Here is a 5431-nt window from a genome sequence, read left to right on the forward strand (position 1 = left end):
AGACAGTAGAGGTTGAGGGGAAATGGCCCCAAAAAACTATCTAGAGACTGCTGAGACACCTTGAGAACGTATGACTGCATTCATATTGTCTTGTGAAGTGAATTTAGTCATAAAAAAACTGCACCCCAATTGTTAGACTGTGTCTAACAATTGGGGTGCAGTTCAGTAAAAAGCTCATTGTCTTTTTGATTTGAAAATTGAAGTTACGGTTTAGGTAACATGTATTAGAGCATAGAATTTAATCACACAAAAGATCACAAACGTTTAAATAGCACTGTTTTTATGATCAAAACATCCCTCACAAAAACTATCTAAACTCCTTTATTTCACGACTTCTTCGCATTTCGCTCTACAAATTTTTCCAGTCCATCCGGCTTCAAAAATTCAATTGGAGAGAAATCTTTTTCGAACGTAAGTGTATCCGCCTCAATTATCAATACATATTTATCAATAACTTTCGCAATATGAATAGGGTCTCCAAAATCTGCAAGTAAGGCCTTCACAGAAATATGGCCTGCCTTTAAATTTAGTTCTATTTCAGGAGTATGCTCCACAATTTGTGCAGTAGCTTCCATTACTTCTTCTGTTTTGAAATGCTCCATAATTTCATGTCTAGGTCTTGCTGCCTAAACTTCCATTGCTTGGTCATATAGGAAACTATAAAAACCACGTCTCTAAATGTCCAATGCCTAATATAAAGGTGTCTGTTTATTTTCCATTCACAAGAATATAAAAAATGTAATTCTAACAATAATTATGTTCATAACTTAATCGGACAGGTTGCTCCAAAAATGAGTGCCTTAGCTTTTTGTTTGGTTAAAATACTTGTTATATATTTCTTTATCTAACTTCTTCGCTACGCTCATATAAATACTATTCAAAGTATCGTCATCCATCTCTTCGCCCTTTTTATTCTCTTCCATTCGGCTTGTAGTACACATGATGAAAATATGCTAGGTCTATCATTAATCTTGCCCCATATTTAAATTAAAACTTAGGAATATTATCCTTTGAACTTAATCCACTCGCAAAAGAATTTTGTAGTTTAATTATATTTTGAGAAATAAGTTCTGTTGGGTTTAATAATAATCTTATTTGAGTACCTATGCACTGAATCTTAATAAGTTGACCCCTTATTACTACTCGAACTTTTTCATCACTAGTAGTTAAGCAGTGTACCTTCCATCTACTAAATTCAGTCATTTGCATGTAAATAATTTTATTATATTCACTAAACCTATCCTTCATGGTATTTATCCATTTTGCTCTTTCTACGCTAATAGCATCTATATAGCGTTAAGGTTTTTCTCACCTAACTCCCGTGTAATTTTATTAGTTTGACCTGCTAGTACTATTTTTAGGTTATTAGTTTGCTCCTCTAGCTCTTTTTTTTAGGCTATTAGTCTTATTCACGTTTTCAGCTTATATATAACACCTAGTAACGAAAGAACATCAACAACTAATTTAACATCAATTTCTACAACATAACCAAATTTTCTCCTTCTTTCTGTACTCTTGGCATTAATCATTATAATGCATTTATGTATCAATATATAGAAGAGATCACCTTTAAGGACCGTTTCCTACGAAGAATTGAATATATATATTTGAAAATAAGTAACTTTCGGCATAAATCATGGCTTACTAGTAGGCTATCAATTAAAATGAAAAATGTGTTGTCAATAAATATATTTTTGGGGGAGAAGATATGATAGTTTTCGATGAAAAGAAGATCCAAAACTACATTTGGAATAACAGGGGGGGTTTTTCTGAGTTAATAACTGGTGAGATACCTAAAGTGGATATTGATTTTGATATATCTATTGATCCGAGTAAACTATTTCAGAAAGTTATTTTGGAAAGGTTATACGAAACGCTTAAATATGTTAAAAATATGGATTTAATAGGGGAAGAAGTTCTGCTAAAAAAAAGTGGGGATTCAACTATTCGCACAGATTTTTTAGGTATGAATATAGAAGAACCAGGGATTTGTGTAATTGAACTAAAGAAATCTAAACAAACTGAAAGACAGGCATTCACTGAATTGCTAGCATATAATCATCATCTTGTATCTTTATTTCCTACTATGGGAAAGGATGACTTTGTTAACGTATTAATTTCACCTATGGAAGTAAGAACAGTGCGAGAGGCTTTTCTTCACACACTTTTAGTGGAAAATAAGAGGGTTATAGCCTTTGTTCCAACGTTTTCAAGTGAGAGGAATATTGATAGTCTGAAACTGGAACTTTGGATGCCTAGTGAAACTGATATTATGAATTTTAAAAGTCATTATTTTTCCCAAAGTAATTTTGAGGTTGTTAAAATTGCGTGGAATGATAATTCAGTTGTGCGCGGTTTGAGTGCGGGGGAAACTGAAGAAGAAAAATCGAAAATGAATTATATATCTAGTTATGTTGCACAGGTAATGGAAGAAAAAAATATTCATGGCTTTTGTTTTACTTCTCGTTCTTGGCCTGAATTGGACACGCCATATCCTAATTCACTGATTATTGTTGGGATGAATCCATATGAAATTTCTTATAAAAACTGGTGTATGAATAATGAAGATGCAAGTGAAACGAACTCCTTTAATCATTTGTCGTATGGTGGTTTAATAGGATTGGAAGAGCTTATAATAGGGCTTAAATTAGAAGACGAACATATTCGTCATTTTGAAATGCTTCATACAAGTTGGGGGGAGCATTTAATAAAAATTGGAACAGATTCTTTAAAATTTTTGATGAAGAAATCGAATGGGCAAGATGCCGATTTAGAATATGGTACTCTTGATTTGGATCAATTTTTTCGTTTGGGGGAATATGATTATGCGTTTAATTATGACGTTTTTCCAAGTAGTGGTTTCAAAAAACTACATAGCGAGCTTCTTAAATTAGATTATGAATTTACAGCTAAAAAGGGGGTAAATGAATATCCAATTGGAGATATTTTTTCTACGTTATTTGAATCTTATAAAAGTCATCATTTTATTAAAATTAATTTGGGTAGGATGAATGGTTTGGATTTAAAAGAATTAATTTRATTGTTGTTTTTTAATATAATCATGATTGGAAATTAAACAAGACGGTATTTCTAATCGTCTTGTTTTTTGTCTATAAATCGAAATCATTATTCATAAAAGGCTTTTATAATTGCTTTATTAAGTGGGTGTTTCATATTATTTAAGTCCGTCTTAATCGTTTTTTAGTGAGTTCTTATTGCCTTCCTTATTTCTTTTTTGTTCATTTAGTTTCTGCAACGTTCTTCTCTCCTTTTTGTGATAATAGTATCTAATGAAAATATGACTATGATTCTTATATTTGTGTTTTAGAAGAGGGAAATCAGAAGCCAATTTGTTTTCTATGTCTTACTCGATCTAGTGAAACTCAGTGGTGGAATGGTTAGAAGTGTTTATTATATTGTCTAGGGTTAATTAGGACAGTTTGATGTTCAATAAATCCTAAAACTAAGGGAGATAAATAAAACTAGAAAGAATCCAGTTAAATTAACCTCAACTAATCTGTTGGTACTTTACACACCTTTCAAGAAAAAGAGGAGAAGATTGTGATTTTGTTACAGAGACAGATATGGATACTGATGGAGCAGCGGAGTAGCCATGTCAAAAGCCGAATTTATTAAATGTTGCCGTTACCTGTGCGAAAGAGGAGTTTTATGTAGTAGGGGATTTGGAAAGATTTGAATTAAAGGCAAATTATAAAGATATCATTCGGATATTTAGGGAACAATAATCACTTGTTTAGGAAAAGTGATTATTGTTGGTGGATTATTAGTTGTTTATTGATGTATATAATATTTTTTAATATATAAATAATAAGAAAAAACTAGGATTTGCAGCTAGCTTTTTTTTCAGTTTCAAACCAAGAGAAAGAAACACCTTATGATGTAACTTTTAATATAGTAGAATCGTTTATAAGTATATTAATATTTTTTATTTAAATGATATATTATGGGTTGAATGTTCTTTATAAACAACGTAGGATAATTTATATGTCATTTATTACTAACAAAGAGTACTGTATATGTTGTTTATGTTATATGCGATTATGACACCGCGAAAGGCAAGTAATCGTTGGAAAGTTCAATGAATAGTTTGCACATGAAATTAAGTAGATTAAAAGATAGTGATTTATTACATTAGTTAATTAAAGAGGATAATGTGGTTTTTAAACAGATTCACGACGGTTGTAAGAAAGACGTGATGTTTTGAATAAAATTGCGATATTTATCAAAAATTACGATGCTTTAATTCTTCAATTGAAGAGTTCTAAATTATTTTTAATCAAACTTTATTCCAAAGCTGCATTTACCGATAGCTGATGGCAAACGAAAGTGAAATTTAAAGAGTGCTTAGAATTTATTAAATTTGGGTGTTCTTTCGTTCAATAAAGACTTTTAAAGAAAAAAGAAAAAAGAGAATAGGTGAAGGAGAGGATAAATTTGTCTAATAGAAGTGCAGATGCAGGTATTTTAGGGTTTACATATCAATTTATACAAACAGCAATCAAAATATTAGAAGTTGCAGATTATGATGCAGTTTTTACAATTGAAGGCATAGAAGATTTAGATATATCTACAGCAAAAGAGGAAGAATTGGTTCAATATAAGTACCATTCAGCAAAGAAGTTTACTCTTTCAGCTATTCAAAAACCGATAGCATTAATGTTTAAGCATTTTGAAGAAAATTATGTAAAGGAAAAACCATGGAATACAAAATATACTTTATTTTGTTATTTTGGAATCGGAAATTTTGAAACCCCGAATAATAATGTTTTAATCAAAACAACTGAAGAATTGAATAAAATTCTAAACTACACAGAGGCGCAAAGCATTTTAGTAAATAAAGAGTGGGATGTAGGTTTAGCAGAAGAATTTTTAAAGCATTTAAATTTTTCAAATGCTGATGAGTTTGAGGATGCTAAAGCAAAGTTAATTGATATTATTGAACAAAACTTTAGTATTAATAAAGTTGAAAGTGAAATGATGTTTTTATCGAATGCTATTTTTCGTATAAACGAATTGGCAATAAAAAAAGAAGTGGATTCCAGACAGATTACAAAGCGACGGTTCATTGATTATTTAACAGAGAACTCCCAAAAAAATGAAGCTGCTATCATTGAACGTATATATGGAAGGGCAAAATATATTAATCTCTTAAAAAACTATTTATCTATAAAAAATATTAAACCAAATACAAAATCTCACATTTTTTATTTATCAAGAATAAATTATTCTACTCCGAGAGTTATTCTTGATTTAGTAAAAAAGTTCCATGTGTCTGGGAAAAAAAATGATATTAAACCTATAACGTTTATAATAAATTCAGAAGGTGAAAGTATAAAAAAATTAAAAGAAGAACTCTCTAAAATTAATGTTTTAGAAAATCTTGACTTAATTTTTAATGATGGTGATGAAG

Annotated in this window: 2 protein-coding genes and 1 pseudogene; 1 reads left to right on the forward strand and 2 read right to left on the reverse strand. The window is 30.2% G+C overall.

Annotated features, from left to right (window positions below; all coding sequences use genetic code 11):
- Nucleotides 1–326: 326 nt before the first annotated feature.
- Both AC1DJR_RS16195 and AC1DJR_RS16200 read right to left on the reverse strand, forming a co-directional pair.
- Nucleotides 327–650: pseudogene (locus AC1DJR_RS16195) on the reverse strand (DUF3898 domain-containing protein); the annotation flags it as partial.
- 150 nt (nucleotides 651–800) lie between these two features.
- Nucleotides 801–941: a hypothetical protein gene (locus AC1DJR_RS16200; RefSeq protein WP_477003013.1), complete on the reverse strand. Its 141-nt coding sequence runs from the start codon at nucleotides 939–941 to the stop codon at nucleotides 801–803.
- A gap of 3514 nt (nucleotides 942–4455) precedes the next feature.
- Between AC1DJR_RS16200 and AC1DJR_RS16205 the strand changes: the two genes are divergently transcribed.
- On the forward strand, nucleotides 4456–5431 hold a 976-nt coding region (locus AC1DJR_RS16205), incomplete at its 3' end, for a hypothetical protein (RefSeq protein WP_477003014.1).

This window comes from Bacillus sp. 05T31 (assembly GCF_056396725.1).